Genomic DNA, 17,880 nt, shown 5'->3' with positions numbered 1-17,880 from the left:
GCCTTGGCGAGCACCGCGAATCAGGCGGAGAGCTCGCTGCGCCCCTTGCGACGACGGGCGGCGAGGATCGCGCGGCCGGCGCGGGTGCGCATGCGCAGACGGAAACCGTGCACCTTGGCACGGCGCCGGTTGTTGGGCTGGAAGGTTCGCTTGCTCATGCTGATATCTCCGGAGATCCGGCCATCGAAGCGACCGGGAAAGAACGTGGACGGCGACCAGCCGTCGTGGTCAACTGATTAAAAGTAGGGCGTCCGGCCCGGTCGGTCAAACGCGGGCAGGCACAAACCTCTATTCTCCACAGCCTGGGGAATTCTGCTTGCTCGCCACGCCCGTGCCGGAACTAAGGTTGTCGTCAGCCGCCCAGGGGGAAAGCGGTCACGCGGCGTTCCTCCACAACGGCGCGCGCAGGGGATAACCCTGTGGAGAACATGACGCCCCGAAGCGAGACGAGCGCGATGACCGACACCGCCGATCCGACCCAACGGCTGTGGAGCACCGTTCTCACCCAGCTGGACTCGGACGAGCGGATCACGCCGCAGCTGCACGGCTTCATCAACCTCGTGGAGCCCAAGGGCGTGCTCGCCGGAACGCTCTATCTCGAGGTGCCGAACGAGCTCACGCGCGGCATGCTCGAGCAGCGCATCCGCGTTCCCCTCCTGAACGCGCTCACCTCCTCGACGACGACCAGGAGGTCTCCAACTTCGCGATCGTCGTCAATCCCGAGATCCAGCCCTCTGTGCTGCAACCCGCCCCCGACCCCGGACCGTTCGAGTCGGCGTCGGTCGACGCGACGCCGACTCCTCCGCCGCTCGACGCCGGTCGGCGCGGGGACTCGCGCCTGAACCCGAAATACAACTTCGACAACTTCGTCATCGGCGGATCCAACCGGTTCGCGCATGCCGCCGCCGTCGCCGTGGCCGAGGCGCCGGCCAAGGCCTACAACCCGCTCTTCATCTACGGCGACTCCGGGCTCGGCAAGACCCACCTTTTGCACGCCATCGGCCACTACGCCGAGCGGCTCTACCCCGGCATCCGGGTGCGCTACGTGAGCTCCGAGGAGTTCACCAACGACTTCATCAACTCGATTGCCAACAACCGCGCCTCAGCCTTCCAGGCCCGCTACCGCGAGATCGACATCCTGCTGATCGACGACATCCAGTTCCTGCAGCGCGCGGTGGAGACGCAGGAGGCGTTCTTCCACACCTTCAACACACTGCACGATCACAACAAGCAGGTCGTGATCACCAGCGACGTCGCTCCGAAGCACCTCACCGGCTTCGAGGACCGGATGCGGTCGCGCTTCGAGTGGGGCCTCATCACCGACGTGCAGGCGCCCGACCTCGAGACGCGCATCGCGATCCTGCGCAAGAAGGCGCAGAGCGAGAAGCTCCAGGTGCCCGACGACATCCTCGAGTTCATGGCGACGAAGGTCTCGTCGAACATCCGCGAGCTGGAGGGGACCCTGATCCGGGTGACCGCCTTCGCGAGCCTGAACCGGACGCCCGTCGATCTCCAGCTCGTCCAGACCGTGCTGAAGGACATCATCACGCTCGACGAGGACAACGTGATCTCGCCGGTCGACATCATCAACCACACTGCCGACTACTTCAAGCTCACCGTCGACGACCTCTACGGCTCCAGCCGGTCGCAAGCGGTCGCCACCGCGCGCCAGATCGCGATGTACCTGTGCCGCGAGATGACGAACCTCTCGCTGCCCAAGATCGGGCAGCTCTTCGGCAACCGCGACCACACGACCGTCATGTACGCGAACAAGAAGATCAGCGAGCTCATGAAGGAACGGCGCTCGATCTACAACCAGGTCACCGAGCTGACGAGCCGGATCAAGCAGAACCAGCGCTACAACAAGCTCTGAGGGCTGCCCCCGATCGGGGGCCTGGACATCCGCGACCGGATCGCGCTGATTGCACAGATTGTGCATAACCTGTGGAAAACGCCGAGCCGCCATGCGGACGACTTGTTGATGGCGCGCCGTCGCGCTGTGGAATCCGGCCGGTCGGGATCGCCCGCCATCGCGCCGACCGCCCCCTCGTCCACGCCCAGCCCACATCTCACACGCGTGTAGTTCCCTGCTGCGGCCTGACGATCGGACCGTTGTCCACAGTGCCCACAGGCGTTAAGAGGATTAAGACCTCTTCTTCCCTCTCTCCGGGCCACAACCTTCCCCATGCCCACCGGGCCGCCGCTCTTGCTGTGCCAGGATCGGAGTGGGAGTATCGACGCCCGCCCGTCGTGACGACAAGGAGTCGCCTTCGTGAAGTTCCAGGTCAACAGGGACGTCTTCAGCGAGGCCGTGTCGTTCGCCGTTCGTCTGCTTCCGCAGCGCACCACCCAGCCGATCCTCAGCGGCATCCTGCTCGAGGCATCCGACGGCGCGCTGGTGCTGTCGTCCTTCGACTACGAGGTCTCCTCCCGCACCGAGGTCTCAGCGGATGTCGAGGAGCCGGGCACCGCACTCGTCTCCGGTCGACTGCTGGCCGACATCGCGAGCCGGCTTCCGAACGCCCCCGTGCAGTTCTCGACCGATGAGGGCCGGATCGCCGTGCGGTGCGGCTCCGCCAAGTTCACGCTGCTGAGCATGCCCGTCGAGGAGTATCCGACGCTGCCCCAGGTCGACGAGCGCACGGGCGTGGTGCCGGCGGAGGAGTTCGCCGACGCCGTGGCCCAGGTCACCGTCGCCGCCTCCCGCGACGACGTGACCCCCGTCATCACGGGTGTGCAGCTCGAGGTCGGCGAGACCTCGCTCTCCCTGGTCGCGACCGACCGCTATCGCGTCGCCGTTCGCGACATCGACTGGGATGGCGGAACCACCTCCAGCGCCGGCACGGCGGCGCTCATCCCGGCCCGCACCCTCTCCGAGGTCGGCAAGACGTTCGCCCACAGCGGCACGGTCGCGGTGTCGATCGTGCGCGGCGACGACCGCGAGCTCATCGCATTCAGCGCCGACAAGCGCACCGTCACCTCCCTGCTCATCAAGGGCAACTTCCCCCGGTGAAGCGCCTGTTCCCGGAGCAGGTCGACAACTACGCGGTGCTCACCACCTCCGAGCTCATCGAGTCGGTGCGTCGTGTGTCACTCGTCCTGGAGCGCGAGGCCGCGTTGCGGTTCAGCTTCTCGATCGACGGACTGGCTCTCGAGGCGGCGGGGTCGGAGCAGGCCCAGGCGCAGGAGACGATCGAGGCCCACCTGCACGGCGAGGACACCGTGGTCTCGCTCAAGCCGTCGTTCCTCCTCGACGCGTTGCAGGCAGTTCACTCGGAGTTCGTGCGGATCTCGTTCACCAAGACCGAGAATCCCAACAAGCCGGGGCCCGTGCTCATCACGAGTCAGTCGTCGAAGGACCAGCCGGGCGCGGACAACTACAGGTACCTGCTCCAGCCGAACCTGCTGCTGCGCTGACCGACGTCCCGCCGGCCGCTTCATCCACCGCCGAACTTCAGGGAGAAGTCATGCACATCGGACTCGTCGGACTCGGCCGGATGGGCAACAACATGCGCCAGCGGCTGCGCGATCACGGCATCGAGGTCACCGGTTACGACCCGAACCCGGCGGTCACGGATGTTCCCGACCTCGCCGCCCTCGCCGCTGCTCTGCCCACCCCGCGCGTCGTGTGGGTCATGGTGCCCTCGGGCGCCGTCACCACGAGCGTCATCAACGACATCGCGGCGGTGCTGGAGGACGGCGATCTGGTGATCGACGGGGGCAACTCGAAGTACACCGTCGACAAGCCGCACGCCCACAAGCTCGGGGAGAAGGGCATCCACTTCGCGGACTGCGGTGTCTCCGGCGGGGTCTGGGGTCTGGCCAACGGCTACGGGCTGATGGCCGGCGGCGACAAGGCCGACATCGAACGGGCCATGCCCGTCTTCGACGCCCTGCGTCCGGAGGGCCCGCGCGAGGAGGGATTCGTCCATGTGGGCCCGGTCGGCGCCGGGCACTACGCGAAGATGGTGCACAACGGCATCGAATATGCCCAGATGCAGGCGCTCGCCGAGGGCTACGAGCTCATGGATGCCAACAAGGACCTGATCCACGACGTCGCGGGGGTCTTCGAGGCATGGCAGCGGGGCACCGTGGTGCGCAGCTGGCTGCTCGAGCTGCTGGTCAAGGCGCTCAAGGCCGACCCCGAGTTCCAGGACATCCGTGGATACGTCGACGACTCGGGTGAGGGCCGCTGGACCATCCAGGAGGCGCTGGATCACGCGGTCCCGCTGCCGACGATCAGCGCGTCGATCTACGCCCGCTTCGTCTCGCGGCAGACGGACTCCCCCGCGATGAAGGCGGTCGCCGCCCTGCGCAACCAGTTCGGCGGGCATGCGGTGAAGGCCGCCGTGGACGGCGCCGGCTCGTGACGGACCGCGGGACGTGATCGTCGCGCACCTCGGTCTGACCGACTTCCGCAACTACGCCGCGGCCGACCTCGAACTGGCCGGCGGTCCGAACGTCTTCGTCGGGCGCAACGGGCAGGGCAAGACGAATCTCGTCGAGGCCCTCGGGTACCTCAGCACGCTCGGATCGCATCGGGTCTCGACCGATCAGGCCCTCATCCGCACCGGGAGCGATGCCGCGATCGTCCGTGCGCGGCTCGAGCACGGCGGCCGCGATGTGCTGATCGAGCTGCAGATCAACCGTTCGGGTGCGAATCGCGCCCAGGTGAACCGGGTCGCGACCAAGCCGCGCGAGCTGCCGCGGTACATCACGACCGTCCTGTTCGCGCCCGAGGATCTCGTGCTCGTGCGCGGTGAGCCATCCGCCCGCCGCCGGTTCCTCGACGAGCTGCTCGTGCAGACCGCGCCCCGCTTCGCGGGGGTGATCGCCGACTACGAGCGCGTGCTCAAACAGCGCAACTCGCTTCTCAAGTCCGCGCGCGGGGTGCGGAACCCGGAGCTCTCCACCCTCGAGCTGTGGGACGAGCGTCTGGTGGAGCTGGGTGCCGAGATCATCGACGCGCGCGCCGATCTCACTCAGCGACTCGCGCCCGAGGTGGCGGCCGCGTACACGCGGATCGCCGGTGACGAGCACCGCGCCGAACTCGGCAACGCGCTCAGCATCCTGTCGGATGCGGTGGACGAGGAGGTGAGCGACCCGGCGAGCGCGCGACTGGAGCGGCCCGCGATCGCGGAGGCGTTCCGCGCGGCACTGGTCCGGTTGCGCCGGGCGGAGCTCGAGCGCGGGCTCACGCTGGCCGGCCCGCATCGCGACGATCTCGTGCTCATGCTCAACGGCCTTCCGGCCCGCGGGTACGCCAGTCATGGTGAGTCGTGGTCGTTCGCGCTCGCGCTGCGGCTCGCGTCGGCCGCCGTCCTGCGGCTCGACTCGCCGCTCGGGGATCCGATCATCATCCTCGACGACGTGTTCGCCGAGCTCGACGAGACCCGGCGCGGGCAGCTCGCCGCCGCGGTCGGCGAGTACGAGCAGGTCCTCGTGACCGCCGCTGTCGTCTCCGACGTGCCGCCCGAGTTCGCCGGCCGAATGGTGCGGATCGAGGCCGGGGCGGTGCTGGAGTGATCCGCCGGGCCGAGGAGGGCGAGCCGGTTCCCGAGCACGTGGCGGTGTTCCGTCATTTCCGCGATGTGTTCGGTGAGCCCGGCATGCGCGGCGCGGACGCCCGGCGCCGTCGCCGCGCGGCACGCGAGGAGGGCACCGTGCCGTACGGTCCCGGACGCGAACCCCGAGGCATCCTCGACGTCGTGGACGATCTCACCTCCTCGCGTGGCTGGGAGTCCCCGCTCGCGGAGGCCGTGCTGCTGGCGTCGTGGGGCGACATCATCGGCGCGGACAACGCGGCCCACACCACACCGATCGCGATCGAGCAGGGATTGCTCACCGTGCGCTGCGAGTCGAACAGCTGGGCCACCCAGCTGCGCAGCATGCGCATGCAGGTCGTCGCCAAGATCGAGGAGCGACACCGCGCGGCCGGCATCTCCGATGTTCGGTTCATCGGACCGGACGCCCCCTCGTGGAATCACGGTCTGAGAAAGGTCCCAGGGCGCGGTCCACGCGACACCTACGGCTGACAGGGCAAATCAGGTAGACGAACGCCCGAAAGGCCCTCAGATCGGCGCGCAACCCGATTTCGGGACCCCCACTGAGGTAGAATCGGAAGACCGTCGCGGCCACTTCGCGCGCGGTCCGATTCCCCGGCAGGAGCCACCGCCTCGATGTCCTCCACTTCTCCGAGCACCACGTCCGACGACTCGTATGGCGCATCCGACATCCAGGTGCTCGAAGGGCTCGAGGCCGTGCGCAAGCGCCCCGGGATGTACATCGGATCCACCGGCCCGCGCGGCCTGCACCACCTCGTGCAGGAGATCGTCGACAACTCGGTCGATGAGGCGCTCGCCGGCTACGCGACCCACATCGAGGTGACGATCCTCCCGGACGGCGGCGTTCGCGTCGTCGACGACGGTCGCGGCATCCCGGTCGACGAGCACCCCACCGAGAAGACCTCGTCGCTGCAGGTCGTCATGACGATCCTGCATGCGGGCGGAAAGTTCGGCGGCGGCGGCTACGCGGTGTCCGGCGGACTGCACGGCGTCGGCAGCTCCGTCGTCAACGCGCTGTCCAAGCGACTCACGGTCGAGGTGCGCCGTCAGGGCTACGTGTGGACGCAGTCCTACACCGACGGTGTTCCGGATGCCCCGGTCGCCCGCGGCACGACGTCGACCGAGACCGGCACGACGACCACGTTCTGGCCGAGCGCCGACATCTTCGAGACCGTCGACTTCGACTATGAGACTCTGCGCACCCGGTTCCAGCAGATGGCGTTCCTCAACAAGGGCCTGCGGATCGCGCTGACCGACGAGCGCCCGGCCGAGGAGGGGTGGACGGCGAGCAGCGCTCCGACGTCTTCTTCTACGAGCGCGGCCTGGTCGACTACGTGGAGTTCCTCAACTCGGCCAAGAAGACCGAGGTCATCCATCCCGAGGTCATCGACTTCAACGCCGAGGACACCGAGCGCACGATGTCGCTCGAGGTGGCCATGCAATGGACGAACGCGTACTCCGAGTCGGTGCACACCTACGCCAACGTCATCAACACCCACGAGGGCGGCACGCACGAGGAGGGATTCCGCGCGGCGCTCACGACCCTCGTCAACCGCTACGCCCGCGAGAAGAACCTGCTCAAGGAGAAGGACGAGAACCTCTCCGGCGACGATGTGCGCGAAGGGCTGACCGCGGTCATCTCGATCAAGCTCGCCGAGCCGCAGTTCGAGGGTCAGACCAAGACCAAGCTCGGCAACACGGAGGCGAAGTCGTTCGTGCAGCGGGTGGTCGGGCAGGAGCTCGGCGACTGGTTCGAGCGCAACCCCACGCAGGCACGCGACGTGATCCGCAAGGCGATCCAGGCGGCCACCGCCCGCATTGCCGCGCGCAAGGCGCGCGAGCAGACCCGGCGCAAGGGTCTGCTCGAGGGCGGCGGCATGCCCGGCAAGCTCTCCGACTGCTCGAGCAAGGACCCGTCGCGCAGTGAGATCTTCCTCGTCGAGGGCGACTCGGCCGGCGGCTCGGCCAAGACGGGGCGCGATCCGGAGACGCAGGCGATCCTGCCGCTGCGGGGCAAGATCCTGAACGTCGAGAAGGCACGGCTCGACCGGGCCCTCGCCAACGCCGAGATCCAGGCCATGATCACCGCCTTCGGAACGGGCATCGGCGAGGACTTCGACGGCGAGAAGGCGCGCTACCACAAGATCGTGCTGATGGCGGATGCCGACGTCGACGGCCAGCACATCACGACGCTGCTGCTCACGCTGCTGTTCCGCTACATGCGGCCGCTCATCGAGATGGGCTACGTCTACCTCGCCCAGCCGCCGCTGTACCGATTGAAGTGGACGAACTCCGACGACGAGTACGTGTACTCGGATCGCGAGCGCGACGCGCTGCTGACCGCGGGGCTCGCGGCGGGCAAGCGGCTGCAGAAGGACAACGGCGTGCAGCGATACAAGGGCCTCGGCGAGATGAACCACCAGGAGCTGTGGGAGACCACGATGAACCCCGACACCCGCACGCTCGGTCAGGTCACCCTCGAGGATGCCGCCATCGCGGACGGGATCTTCTCCACGCTCATGGGTGACGACGTCGAGCTGCGCCGACAGTTCATCCAGCAGAACGCCAAGGACGTCCGCTTCCTGGATATCTGACAAACAGACATCTGAGGACACCGGACGAGGGGACACGCATGACCGACACCACCGGAACCGACATCCCGGCGCCGGGAGGCCGCATCGAGCCGGTCGATCTCCAGCTCGAGATGCAGCGCAGCTACCTCGACTACGCGATGAGCGTCATCGTCGGGCGCGCCCTGCCCGACGTGCGCGACGGCCTCAAGCCCGTGCATCGCCGCGTCATCTACACGATGTACGACGGCGGCTACCGACCCGACCGCGCCTTCTCGAAGTGCACCCGCGTCATCGGCGACGTCATGGGGCAGTTCCACCCGCACGGCGACTCGTCGGTGTACGACGCCCTGGTCCGGCTCGTGCAGCCGTGGTCGCTGCGGTATCCCCTCGCGCTCGGACAGGGCAACTTCGGCTCCCCGGGCAACGACGGCGCCGCCGCGCACCGGTACACCGAGACCAAGATGGCGCCGCTCGCCATGGAGATGGTCCGCGACATCGACGAGAACACCGTCGACATGCAGGACAACTACGACGGCCGCACCCAGGAGCCCATCGTGCTCCCGAGCCGGTTCCCGAACCTGCTGGTCAACGGATCGGTCGGCATCGCGGTCGGCATGGCCACCAACATCCCGCCGCACAATCTGCGCGAGGTGTCGGAGGCGGCGCTGTGGGCGCTCGAGCATCCGGATGCCACCAAGGAGGAGCTGCTCGAGGCGATCATCGCGCGGGTGAAGGGCCCCGACTTCCCGACCGGAGCGCAGATCCTCGGGGTGAAGGGCATCCACGACGCCTACCGCACCGGACGCGGCTCCATCACGATGCGTGCGGTCGTCGACGTGGACGAGCACCAGGGGCGCACCCGGCTCATCATCACCGAGCTGCCCTACCAGGTGAACCCCGACAACCTCGCGGTCAAGATCGCGGAGCTCGTCAAGGACGGCAAGATCGGCGGCATCGCCGACATCAACGACGAGACCTCGGGTCGCACCGGTCAGCGCCTGGTCATCACGCTCAAGAAGGACGCCGTCGCGAAGGTCGTCCTCAACAACCTGTACAAGCACACGCAGCTGCAGGAGAACTTCGGCGCGAACATGCTCGCGATCGTCGACGGCGTGCCGCGCACTCTCGCGATCGACCAGTTCATCTCGTTCTGGATCGAGCACCAGATCTCCGTGATCGTGCGGCGCACGCAGTTCCGCCTCGACAAGGCGGAGGCCGACGCCCACATCCAGCGCGGCTACGTCAAGGCGCTCGACGCCCTCGACGAGGTCATCGCGCTGATCCGCCGCTCACCGGACGTCGACGAGGCGCGGCAGGGGCTCATCAAGCTGCTGGACGTCGACGAGGCGCAGGCCGACGCGATCCTCGCCCTCCAGCTGCGCCGCCTGGCCGCGCTCGAGCGCCAGAAGATCCAGGATCGCCTGGCCGAGCTCGAGAAGGAGATCGCCGGCTACCAGGCGATCCTCGCGAGCGAGGTCATGCAGCGCGAGATCATCACCGCGGAGCTCGGCGAGATCGTCGCCAAGTACGGCGACGAGCGGCGCACCACGATCCTGCTCGGGTTCGACGGCGACATGAGCGTCGAAGACCTGATCCCCGAGGAGGAGATGGTCGTCACCATCACCCGCGGGGGCTACATCAAGCGCACCCGCAGCGACAACTACCGCTCGCAGCATCGCGGGGGTCGCGGGGTGAAGGGGCGCAGCTGCGCGCCGACGACGTCGTCGAGCACTTCTTCGTGACGACGACCCATCACTGGCTGCTGTTCTTCACGACCGCCGGCCGGGTCTACCGCGCGAAGACCTACGAGATCCAGGAGGCCGGCCGTGACGCGAAGGGACAGCACGTCGCCAACCTGCTCGCCCTCCAGCCGGAGGAGGAGATCGCCCAGGTGCTCGCGATCCGCGACTACTCCGCCGCCGACTACCTCGTGCTCGCCACCCGCGGCGGGCTCGTCAAGAAGACGCGCCTGACCGAGTACGACACGAATCGCACGGGCGGCATCATCGCCATCAATCTGCGCGAGGGCGACGAGCTCGTGTCGGCGATGCTCGTGTCGCAGGGCGAGGAGATCCTGCTGGTCTCCCGGAAGGGTCAGTCCCTGCGATTCTCGGCGACCGACACGGCGCTGCGGCCGATGGGACGCTCGACGTCGGGCGTCAAGGGCATGGACTTCCGCGCGGGCGATGCCCTGCTGTCGGCCTCCGTCGTGAGCGACGAGGGCTTCGTGTTCGTCGTGACCGAGGGCGGCTACGCCAAGCGCACCTCGGTCGACCAGTACCGGGTGCAGGGTCGCGGCGGGCTCGGCATCAAGGTCGCGAAGCTCAGCGAGGACCGCGGCGATCTCGCCGGCGCACTCATCGTCGACGAGAGCGACGAGACCCTCGTCGTCCTTGCCAGCGGCAAGGTCGTGCGCTCGGCGGTCGCCGAGGTGCCGGCGAAGGGCCGCGACACCATGGGGGTCGTCTTCGCGCGCTTCGACGACGAGGATCGGATCATCGCGATCGCCCGCAACAGCGAGCGCAACCTCGAGGCGGCTGAGACCGACGACGAGGCCGTGCCCGGCGCTCAGGAGGAGACCGGTACGGTAGAGGGCGATTCCGCGCCGGTGGAGTCGTCTGATGGAGAGGATCAGCCCGGAGCATGAGCAGCGTCGCCGAGAAACTCCAGCGCAAGGACTCCCGCAGCGTCTCCAACCGGCAGGTGCGCCTGCGCCTGGTCTACGTCGACTTCTGGTCGGTCGTGAAGCTGTCGTTCCTCATCTGGCTCTGCCTGGGGATCGTGCTCATCGTCGCGAGCCTGCTGATCTGGGTCGTGCTGTACTCGACGCACGTCTTCGACCGGCTCGACGGGGCGCTGCAGGACATCCTGAACGACAAGTCGTTCTCGATCACCGACTCGTTCGGCCTCAGCAAGGTGGCGCTGTTCACGTTCGTCGTCGCGATCCTCGACACCATCGTCGGCACGGTGCTCGGGGCGATCGCGGCACTGCTGTACAACCTCAGCGTGCGCTTCACCGGCGGTGTCCTGGTGGGATTCCAGAACAACTGACGCGATCGACTACAGTAGGCAAGGCCCTTCGGGGCATGGGGCTATAGCTCAGGCGGTTAGAGCGCTTCGCTGATAACGAAGAGGTCCCAGGTTCAAGTCCTGGTAGCCCCACTGTGCTTGTCGGTGCGCCGCCGCTTCTGCGGCGCACGCCGCTCCGCCGGCCGCGCGCGGGCGCCCGGCTACGCTGGGTCGGTGCGCCGCCGCTCCTGCGGCGTGCTGCCGCTCCGCGGCACGAGCGCGGTCGCGCCGCTTCGCTGGAGAGCTGCCGGAGGTGGGAATGAGTCGCGACCCGATCCCGGAGCCGGCGATCAGTGTGGTGCCGGAGGGCGATGCGGTGCTCGAGGGCGCGATCCGGGAGGCCGGCGGCCGGGTCGTGCCGCTGTCGGCCGAGACGGAGGGTATCGTCTGCGGACACGGTCGCGCCGCTCACGATGCGCTCACCGACGCGCTGTCGGCCTGGGCGCAGGTGCGCTGGGTGCAGCTGCCGTCGGCGGGCATCGAGGCCTACGCGCACCTGTTCGGCGACGGCGATCGCGACTGGACCTGCGCGAAGGGCGCATACGCGGAGCCGGTCGCCGAGCACGCCCTCCTGCTGATCCTGTCCTGCCTGCGCGACCTGCCGCATCACGCCCGCACACGCACCTGGCTCACCCCGCGCACCGGTCGCTCGCTGTTCGACCGTCGCGGCGTGATCATCGGCGGCGGCGGGATCGCGACGGAGCTGCTCCGGATGCTCGCCCCCTTCCGCGTGAGCACCACCATCGTCCGCCGCAGCCCGGTTCCGGTCGCAGGCGCCGACCGCACCGTCACGGCGGACCGCCTCGACGAGGTGCTGCCCGAGGCCGACGTCGTGGTGGTCGCCGCGGCGAGCACCGCCGAGACCGTCCGGCTGCTCGACGCGCGCCGGTTGGCGCTGCTGCCGCCGGAGGCCGTGATCGTCAACATCGCCCGCGGCCCGCTCATCGACACCGACGCGCTCGCCGACGCGCTGGCGGCGGGCCGGCTCGCGGCCGCCGGGCTCGACGTCACCGACCCCGAGCCGCTGCCCGACGGGCACCCGCTCTGGAGCGAGCCGCGTTGCGTCATCACCTCGCATCACGCCGACACCGAGGACATGATGTCGCCGCTGTACGCGCGTCGCGTGCGCGAGAATGTGCGCGCCCTTCGCGACGGGACGCCGCTGGTCGGCGTCGTCGATCCGGTCGCGGGATACTGACGCGCGCACCGGGTACGGTGGATGCCGCGGGGCCTTAGCTCAATTGGTAGAGCGCCTGCTTTGCAAGCAGGAGGTCAGGGTTCGATTCCCCTAGGCTCCACTCCCCGGCTCAGGTCGTGATCGCGCCCTGCTCCGTTCGCCGCCGCGGTCGGCGCACGAGCACGACGACCAGAAGCGCGGCGACCAGCAGCCAGGCCGCGACGCCGACCCACACCCACACGGCGGCGAGATCCTGCAGGAACCGGACATGGATCGCGCGACCGAGCGTGACGGAGGCGACCGCGTACATCCCGAGCGGGAACACGACGCTCCACAGGCCGGGCTCGTATCCCCAGGAGTGGCGACGGATGACGTGCCGCCAGACGCCGAACAGCACGAGCGCCGGGATGAACCAGGTGCCGAACGCCCAGAGCACGACGGCGAGGCCCGCGACGAAGCCGTGCATCTCGGCGACCAGGCCGAGCCGGTCATGCGCCGGAAGGGTCAGGATGCCGGCGGCGGCGCGCACGCTGATCGCCGTCGCGCCCATGAGGATCCAGTAGGTGGGGCCCATCTCCCGGGGCGTCGTCTCGATGAGGAACAGCCGCAGGAAGATGATGACCACGAGCACGAGGTAGAGCACGACGCCGACGCTCCAGAACATGACCGCGCCGGCCTCGAGCAATTCGGTTCCGAGCGGCCACGGCAGCTCGGGGGCGATGGCGGCCGCGAGCACGGCGACCGATTGCGTGCCGACGACCCAGATCAACCAGGTGCCGGTGATCTCGCGCAGCCGGGGGCGGTTTCCCGCCAGGACGATGGAGCACAGCAGCCCGTAGGTCAGCACCACCCAGATCAGGAACGCCACGACGCCGAGCACGAGGGCGACGAGCCACAGCCCGTGGACCGCGAGCGCCGTGCCGAGCACGTTCCCGGCGGCGACGACGGTGAAGTACCCGACGGCGCTCGAGGGGGCCGTGATCGACGCGAGCGTCCGACCCGGGAAGAGCGCGGCGCGGGCGGCATACGCGGCGAGCAGTAGGACGAACCCGACGGCGGTGGCCACGAGCAGCACGAGGGCGAGGACCGGATGCCCGAGCAGCCGGCACCCGATGGAGACGATGCCGGTCGCCATGACGAGGGCGAAGGACCCGGGAGCGAGCGTCGCCAGCCACGCGGACGGACGACGCTCCGGCATCGGCTCGAGGCCTCGACCAACCACCGGGGCTCCCTCCGACTCCGTCTCATTGAAGCACTCGACGCGCGATCGACCAGCGCGAGCCTCGCGCGCCGAATGTCCGTGCCCCCTACACTGGCCGCGTGAGCGAGGACATCCGCGAGGTCGCCCGGAAGCGCATCAAGGCCCGACGCGACTTCTGGTACATGATCGCCGTCTTCATCGTGGTCTCGATCCTGCTGATCGCGGTGTGGGCGTTCACCGGCTCCCACGACTACTTCTGGCCGATGTGGCCGCTGTTCGGTTTCGCCATCGCGACCGTGTTCTCGGCGCTGTCGGTATTCGGGCCCACCTCGCGTCCGATCTCGCAGGACCGGATCGACGACGAGGTGCGCAAGCTGGGCGGCGACCCGCGCGCCTGACCGCTCTCAGAACCGGCGCGTGAACGGGAGCGGCTTGCGCATCCGGATGAGCAGCAGCAGCGGCACCACGATGTAGGGCAGGTTGAACGCGAGGAACACCGCCGGGTTCGGCGTGTGCTCGCCGGGGCCGCCGAAGAACTCGACGCCGAAGATCGGGATGCCGGTCATCGCGATGATCATCGTCGCGTAGATGACCGACGGCAGCTGGATCCAGTTCCAGCGCTTGACGATCGAGATGATCAGCAGCACGTAGAAGATCACATAGACGAAGGCGGACGTGCCGCTGATGAACCGCAGCCAGAGGGGGTGCGACTGGTAGAGCGGGTCGAAGTTCGACGCGTACCAGAAGTTCCACTGCACCAGGATGTTCGGCGAGTCCGCCACCTGATCGAGCCCGAGGCCCTCGACCGAGTCGCTGATGATGCACGTGACGATGAACACGCTGAAGATGACCAGAAAGAAGATGTCGATCGGTCGTGCGCGCAGCGGCAGGTTCTTCACCCGCCGGAGCCTAGCGAATGCGGCGGGAGAAGCTAGTCATCCTCGCCGATGTCGGCAGCGCCGACCTCGCCCAGATCCTCGATCCAGAGGTCGTCGTCCGCACGCAGGGTCTGCCAGGCGGCGTAGAGCACACCCGCGACCGCGACCGCGCCGATGCCGAGCGCGATGTAGCGGCCGACCGGAGTCTTCTTCTTCACGGGGAGGGGGTCACCTTTCCGATGCGGTCCGTGACCGAGGCTGCCTTGCGCACGACGTCGCGCACGCGGGGATCGCGGGTCGCCTCGAGCACGGCCAGGGCCGAGCCCACGGCGCCGGAGACGGCCGGCAGCATGTCATGGCTGATGCCGTGACGCGCGGAGGCGACCGCGGGACGGATGCGGTCGTCGTAGGCGGAACGCACGCGCGGCCCGACCTCTTCGCGGGCGTAGTTGCCCGCCTGCCGACGGGCCTCCCGCAGCACGGTGCTGGCGTGGTCGATCGCCTCGCGCTGCTCCTGCCACAGGTCTTCGGCCGAGCGCCGGAGACGCTTCAGCTCCTTCTGACGCTTGCGGGAGAGAGCCATGGTGACCTCCGTCCGTGGGATGCCGCCGCGGCGGCCGGTGCACCCATCCTGGCATGGGGGCCGACGGCCACGCTCCACCGCGCCTGGACATCCGCTCCGAGCATCGTCGGAGCCCGCATGACACAATCATCACCATGCCAGCCCCCACCGCGGTCGCGACTCTGCACACCAACCACGGCGACATCAAGCTCAACCTCTACGGCAACCACGCACCGAAGACGGTCGGCAACTTCGTCGGCCTCGCCACCGGGGCCAAGGAGTGGACCGACCCCGAGACGGGTCAGCCGACGAGCAAGCCCTCTACGACGGCGTGATCTTCCATCGGATCATCCGCGACTTCATGCTCCAGGGCGGCGACCCGCTCGGCAAGGGCATCGGCGGTCCGGGGTACCAGTTCGATGACGAGATCCACCCCGAGCTGAACTTCAACGAGCCCTACGTGCTCGCCATGGCGAACGCCGGCATTCAGATGGGGCGCGGCACCAACGGGTCGCAGTTCTTCATCACCACCGCGCCCACCCAGTGGCTGCAGGGCAAGCACACGATCTTCGGCGAGGTCGCCGACGACGCGTCGAAGAAGGTCGTCGACGAGATCGAGGGCGTGTCGACCGACGGGCGCGACAAGCCGCTGGACGACGTCGTCATCCAGAGCGTCGACGTCACGCCGGTCTAGCGGCCACCCCATGAGCGGGGTCGGCCCCGAGGTGGATGCCTCGGTCTGCTACCGCCATCCCGACCGCACCAGCTGGACGCTGTGCGAGCGGTGCGGCCGCACGATCTGCCCCGAATGCCAGATCCTCACGCCGCAGGGCGTGCGGTGCCCGACGTGCATCGAAGAGCTCGGCGGCTCGGTGCAGTGGACCCCGGCCTCCGGTCCGCGGCCCGCACCCAAGCCGGTCAAGCGCAAGCGGGTCCGCGTCCGCTCCGGCGCCGTTCTGGACGACCGTCCGGCCTGGCAGCGCGTCGCGCTCGGGATGCTGCGCCCCGGCGACGAGAGCCCGGTCATCAGCTGGGCGACGGCGGCGATCGCGACGGCGGTGTGGCTGGTCGGGCTCTTCACCCCGGTGCTGAGCCTGTGGCTCGTCGCCCTCCCCGGCCTCGGCTGGCAGGTGTGGCGCTTCGTCACGGCGTCGATCGCGAGCGCGCCGGGGGCGAGTCTCGCGGGGGTGCTCAGCTTCGTGCTGAGCGTGCTCGTGTTCCTGCTCACGGCCCCGCTCGCCGAACGACAGCTCGGGCGACGCCGTTTCGTCGTCGTGCTGCTCGCCGCCGGGATCGCAGGGGCGGCCGCCGCGGTCATCGTGGGCTACCCGGGATACGGCCTGTACGGCATCATCTACGGCCTGTTCGGCGCGACGCTGATCCAGGTGTGGTCCTCACCGGGGCTGCGCACCCAGCTGCTCGTGATGATCGGCGTCTACGTGCTCATCACGCTCATCCTCAGCCCCGCCCTGCTGCCGGCGATCGTCGGCGGCATCCTCGGGGGTACCGGTGCCGCCTTCATCGAGCGCCGCTTCGAGGAGCACCGCAGCCGGCGCGTGCCCTACGGCCTCATCGCGGGCGGGCTCGCCGTGCTCGTCGTCATCGCGATCGTGCGAGGGCTGCTGTGAGCACCCCCGCGCCGCTCGAGGAGACCCAGTCGGCGACCTGCTACCGGCATCGCGACCGGCAGAGCTTCATCCACTGCCAGCGCTGCGGCCGCACGATCTGCCCGGACTGTCAGACGCCGGCGCCGGTCGGCGTGCTCTGCCCCGAGTGCATGCGTGAGGGCCGGGCATCCGTCGCGGCGACGCGCGCGGGAGGCCCCGGCGGCTACGCGCGCCGGCTGCTGCCGCAGGGCGTGCCGGTCGTCACCTACGTGATGATGGCCCTCTGCCTCGTCGTCTACATCGGTCAGCTGGTCAGCGGCGGGCTCGTGACCAACGCCGGCGTGCTCGACCCGCGGCTCGTGGCGAGCGAGCCGTGGCGGATGATCACCTCCGCCTTCCTGCACTCCCCGCAGTCCTTCCTGCACATCCTCTTCAACCTCTACGCCCTGTTCATCTTCGGGCCGGCGCTCGAGCGGTTCCTCGGCCGGTTGCGCTACCTCGCGCTGTACCTCGTGACGGCTCTCGGCGGGAGCGTCGGTGTCGTCCTCGTCTACCAGCTGTGGGTCGTCTCGGGTCACGCGTCGGCGCAGTGGCTCGGCACTCTGCTCTCGCCGTCCTCCGCGCTCGGCGCCTCGGGCGCGATCTTCGGCCTGCTGGGCGCGATCATCGCGCTGCGCACGGCGATGGGCGTGCAGTCGATGCAACTGCTCATCGTCGTCGTCGCGAACCTGGCGATCAGCTTCTTCGTGCCGGGCATCGCATGGGAGGCCCACCTCGGCGGCCTGCTGACCGGGCTCGCGATCGGCTACGTGTTCCTGCGCACGAGGCGCAATCGGCCGCGCTCGGTGCAGGTCGCGATCGTCGCGGGCATCGCGATCCTGCTCGTGCTGATCACCGTCGCGTGCGTGGTCACCGAACGAGCGCAGTACTTCTAGAGCGACCTATCCACAGGCTCGTCCACAGTGTGGACGAATGACAGCGGTGTGATTCAGCGCCAGCGGGTCGTCATCAGGAAGCCGATGAACATGATCCCGAAGCCCACCAGGATGTTCCAGTTGGCCAGCTGCGGAATCGGCCACTGCTGGTTGCTGAGGTAGAAGACGATGATCCACGCCAGCCCGACCAACATGAAGCCGAACATCACCGGGCGGAACCACACCGGGTTGGGTGCGCTCTCACCCCGGGTCTCGTCCGAAGGCTCGCTCTTGCTGCGGGTCGTGGGTCGGGCCATGCCCGCAGTGTAGTCGAC

Annotated in this window: 14 protein-coding genes, 2 tRNA genes and 6 pseudogenes; 16 read left to right on the top strand and 6 right to left on the bottom strand. The window is 68.6% G+C overall.

Annotated features, from left to right (window positions below; genetic code table 11):
• Positions 1-20: 20 nt before the first annotated feature.
• A complete protein-coding gene (gene rpmH / locus QQK35_RS09690; protein ID WP_096382907.1) occupies positions 21-158 on the bottom strand; it encodes a 50S ribosomal protein L34 in 138 nt (45 codons plus the stop codon).
• A 297-nt stretch (positions 159-455) separates the two neighbouring features.
• Between rpmH and QQK35_RS20780 the strand changes: the two are divergent.
• From QQK35_RS20780 to QQK35_RS09635, 12 genes and pseudogenes are all read left to right on the top strand, one after another.
• Positions 456-731, top strand: a pseudogene (locus tag QQK35_RS20780) (chromosomal replication initiator protein DnaA); the annotation flags it as partial.
• An 83-nt stretch (positions 732-814) separates the two neighbouring features.
• A pseudogene (gene dnaA, locus QQK35_RS09685) lies at positions 815-1,873 on the top strand (chromosomal replication initiator protein DnaA); the annotation flags it as partial.
• Positions 1,874-2,272: 399 nt separating this feature from the next.
• A pseudogene (dnaN, locus tag QQK35_RS09680) lies at positions 2,273-3,417 on the top strand (DNA polymerase III subunit beta).
• 50 nt (positions 3,418-3,467) lie between these two features.
• Positions 3,468-4,370 (top strand): phosphogluconate dehydrogenase (NAD(+)-dependent, decarboxylating), encoded by a 903-nt coding sequence (gene gnd / locus QQK35_RS09675; RefSeq protein WP_284253981.1) that lies wholly within the window; start codon positions 3,468-3,470, stop codon positions 4,368-4,370.
• A gap of 13 nt (positions 4,371-4,383) precedes the next feature.
• A complete protein-coding gene (recF, locus tag QQK35_RS09670; RefSeq protein ID WP_284253980.1) occupies positions 4,384-5,526 on the top strand; it encodes a DNA replication/repair protein RecF in 1,143 nt (380 codons plus the stop codon).
• Positions 5,523-6,035 carry a DciA family protein gene (locus QQK35_RS09665; RefSeq protein WP_284253979.1) on the top strand — a complete coding sequence of 171 codons (513 nt, stop codon included), beginning with the start codon at positions 5,523-5,525 and terminating at the stop codon, positions 6,033-6,035. The genes recF and QQK35_RS09665 overlap by 4 nt, the downstream gene beginning before the upstream one ends.
• A 144-nt stretch (positions 6,036-6,179) precedes the next feature.
• Positions 6,180-8,158 (top strand): annotated as a pseudogene (gene gyrB / locus QQK35_RS09660) (DNA topoisomerase (ATP-hydrolyzing) subunit B).
• A 38-nt stretch (positions 8,159-8,196) separates the two neighbouring features.
• Positions 8,197-10,784, top strand: a pseudogene (gene gyrA / locus QQK35_RS09655) (DNA gyrase subunit A).
• A complete protein-coding gene (locus QQK35_RS09650; protein WP_284253978.1) occupies positions 10,781-11,188 on the top strand; it encodes a DUF3566 domain-containing protein in 408 nt (135 codons plus the stop codon). The pseudogene gyrA and the gene QQK35_RS09650 overlap by 4 nt, the downstream one beginning before the upstream one ends.
• A 37-nt stretch (positions 11,189-11,225) precedes the next feature.
• Positions 11,226-11,299 (top strand) — tRNA-Ile (locus QQK35_RS09645).
• A 166-nt stretch (positions 11,300-11,465) separates the two neighbouring features.
• On the top strand, positions 11,466-12,404 hold the full coding sequence (locus QQK35_RS09640; protein WP_284253977.1) for an NAD(P)-dependent oxidoreductase: 939 nt from the start codon (positions 11,466-11,468) through the stop codon (positions 12,402-12,404).
• Positions 12,405-12,432: 28 nt separating this feature from the next.
• A tRNA-Ala gene (locus tag QQK35_RS09635) sits at positions 12,433-12,504 on the top strand.
• Positions 12,505-12,513: 9 nt separating this feature from the next.
• Here QQK35_RS09635 and QQK35_RS09630 read toward each other — a convergent pair.
• The gene (locus QQK35_RS09630; RefSeq protein ID WP_284253976.1) at positions 12,514-13,581 is read right to left on the bottom strand and encodes a tellurite resistance/C4-dicarboxylate transporter family protein; all 1,068 of its coding nucleotides are present in this window, start codon (positions 13,579-13,581) and stop codon (positions 12,514-12,516) included.
• 122 nt (positions 13,582-13,703) lie between these two features.
• On the opposite strand from QQK35_RS09630, the gene QQK35_RS09625 reads away from it, so the two are divergent.
• Positions 13,704-13,982 carry a 2TM domain-containing protein gene (locus QQK35_RS09625; RefSeq protein WP_284253975.1) on the top strand — a complete coding sequence of 93 codons (279 nt, stop codon included), beginning with the start codon at positions 13,704-13,706 and terminating at the stop codon, positions 13,980-13,982.
• Between the two features lie 6 nt (positions 13,983-13,988).
• Here QQK35_RS09625 and QQK35_RS09620 read toward each other — a convergent pair whose 3' ends face one another.
• Genes QQK35_RS09620 through QQK35_RS09610 form a run of 3 tightly spaced genes read right to left on the bottom strand, consistent with a single transcriptional unit; the run spans position 13,989 to position 15,045 of the window.
• Entirely contained in the window at positions 13,989-14,483 is a 495-nt protein-coding gene (locus QQK35_RS09620; protein ID WP_284253974.1) for an EXPERA domain-containing protein, read from the bottom strand.
• 32 nt (positions 14,484-14,515) lie between these two features.
• A complete protein-coding gene (locus tag QQK35_RS09615; RefSeq protein WP_284253973.1) occupies positions 14,516-14,680 on the bottom strand; it encodes a hypothetical protein in 165 nt (54 codons plus the stop codon).
• Positions 14,677-15,045 (bottom strand): hypothetical protein, encoded by a 369-nt coding sequence (locus QQK35_RS09610; protein WP_284253972.1) that lies wholly within the window; start codon positions 15,043-15,045, stop codon positions 14,677-14,679. The genes QQK35_RS09615 and QQK35_RS09610 overlap by 4 nt, the downstream gene beginning before the upstream one ends.
• Before the next feature lie 134 nt (positions 15,046-15,179).
• Here QQK35_RS09610 and QQK35_RS09605 point away from each other — a divergent pair.
• The 3 genes and pseudogenes from QQK35_RS09605 (at position 15,180) to QQK35_RS09595 (ending at position 17,566) form a co-directional block, all read left to right on the top strand.
• Positions 15,180-15,718 (top strand): annotated as a pseudogene (locus tag QQK35_RS09605) (peptidylprolyl isomerase).
• A 10-nt stretch (positions 15,719-15,728) separates the two neighbouring features.
• Positions 15,729-16,652, top strand: coding sequence for a rhomboid family intramembrane serine protease (locus QQK35_RS09600; RefSeq protein ID WP_284253971.1), 924 nt, complete (start codon positions 15,729-15,731; stop codon positions 16,650-16,652).
• The gene (locus QQK35_RS09595) at positions 16,649-17,566 is read left to right on the top strand and encodes a rhomboid family intramembrane serine protease (RefSeq protein ID WP_284253970.1); all 918 of its coding nucleotides are present in this window, start codon (positions 16,649-16,651) and stop codon (positions 17,564-17,566) included. The genes QQK35_RS09600 and QQK35_RS09595 overlap by 4 nt, the downstream gene beginning before the upstream one ends.
• 53 nt (positions 17,567-17,619) lie before the next feature.
• Here QQK35_RS09595 and QQK35_RS09590 read toward each other — a convergent pair whose 3' ends face one another.
• A complete protein-coding gene (locus QQK35_RS09590; RefSeq protein ID WP_284253969.1) occupies positions 17,620-17,862 on the bottom strand; it encodes a cell division protein CrgA in 243 nt (80 codons plus the stop codon).
• Positions 17,863-17,880: the final 18 nt, after the last annotated feature.

Origin of the sequence: Pseudolysinimonas kribbensis, assembly GCF_030161895.1 — a bacterium.
In the GTDB taxonomy this organism is placed as follows: domain Bacteria; phylum Actinomycetota; class Actinomycetes; order Actinomycetales; family Microbacteriaceae; genus Pseudolysinimonas; species Pseudolysinimonas kribbensis.
This window is presented reverse-complemented; position numbering and strand designations above follow the sequence as displayed.